The sequence below is a fragment of the Sphingomonas sp. Leaf38 genome, assembly GCF_001421825.1.
In the GTDB taxonomy this organism is placed as follows: Bacteria; Pseudomonadota; Alphaproteobacteria; order Sphingomonadales; family Sphingomonadaceae; genus Sphingomonas.
The window spans coordinates 126694-128215 of the sequence record NZ_LMLD01000004.1 but is presented as its reverse complement, the minus strand read 5'-3'; the positions used below and the strand labels follow the sequence as shown (position 1 = coordinate 128215).

Genomic DNA, 1522 nt, shown 5'->3' with positions numbered 1-1522 from the left:
GGGGGGGGGGGGGGGGGGGGGGGGGGGGGGGGGGGGGGGGCTTCCGCGGGCGTCTCCGTGTGTGGAGCGCCCCCTCCACCATCCTGCGGATGGTCCCCCTCCCCGTTCCGGGGAGGAATTCGGGCCCCCTCGCGCAACGCATCGAGCGCGGCGCGGCACGCCGCGTCGTCGCGCGTCGCCTTTACGCGCGCGATCCGTTCGACCTGGCCTGCGCGGACCGCGACATTGTCGACGTCGAGGATCTCGATCGCGTCCTGTTCGGCAAGCTTGTACTTGTTCACGCCGACGATGACGTCCTCGCCGCGATCGACGCGCGCCTGGCGACCCGCGGCGGCTTCCTCGATCATCGCCTTGGGCCAGCCCGCGGCGACCGCCTTGGCCATCCCGCCCTCGGCCTGGATCCGCTCGATCAGCGTCCACGCGCCGTCGACCAGGCTCTGCGTCAGGCTCTCGACATAGTAACTGCCGCCCAGCGGATCGACGACCTTGGTCATCCCCGTCTCTTCCTGCAGCACGATCTGCGTGTTGCGCGCGATCCGGGCGGAAAAGTCGGTCGGCAGCGCGATCGCCTCGTCGAGCGCGTTGGTGTGGAGCGACTGCGTGCCCCCCAGCATCGCCGCCATCGCCTCGATCGTCGTGCGCATGACGTTGTTGTACGGATCCTGCTCGGTGAGCGACACGCCCGACGTCTGGCAATGCGTGCGCAGCATCTTCGAGCGTTTGTCCTGCGCGCCGAGCTGCGTCATCGCGCGGTGCCACAGCACGCGCGCGGCGCGCAGCTTGGCGATCTCCATGAAGAAGTTCATGCCGATCGCGAAGAAGAACGAGAGCCGGCCGGCAAACTTGTCGATGTCGAGCCCGCTCGCGACGCCGTATTTGACGTATTCCATGCCGTCGGCGATCGTGAAGGCGAGCTCGTGGAGCTGCGTCGCCCCCGCCTCCTGCATGTGATAGCCGCTGATCGAGATGCTGTTGAACTTAGGCATCTCGCGCGACGTGTAGCCGAAGATGTCCGAGATGATCCGCATGCTCGGCTCGGGCGGGTAGATGTACGTGTTGCGGACCATGAACTCCTTGAGGATGTCGTTCTGGATGGTCCCGTCGAGCAGGTGGCGGGGCACGCCCTGTTCCTCGCCCGCGACGATGAAGAAGGCGAGGATCGGGATCACCGCGCCGTTCATCGTCATGCTGACCGACATCTTGTCGAGCGGGATGCCGTCGAACAGGATCTTCATGTCCTCGACGCTGTCGATCGCGACGCCTGCCTTGCCGACGTCGCCGGTGACGCGCGGATGGTCGCTGTCATAGCCGCGGTGCGTGGCGAGATCGAACGCGACCGAGAGGCCCTTCTGCCCCGCGGCAAGGTTGCGGCGGTAGAAGGCGTTCGAGGCCTCGGCGGTGGAGAAGCCCGCATATTGCCGGATCGTCCATGGGCGGCCGGCGTACATCGATGCGCGGACACCGCGGGTGAAGGGGGCGAAACCGGGGAGGCCGGGGTCGGCGGTCACGTCGTCCGCGGTGT

Annotated in this window: 1 protein-coding gene; it reads right to left on the bottom strand. The window is 67.7% G+C overall.

The annotated features are described in order from the left end of the window. Positions 1-1522: methylmalonyl-CoA mutase (scpA, locus tag ASE88_RS00825; RefSeq protein WP_235527637.1), on the bottom strand; the 1522-nt coding region annotated here is incomplete at both ends.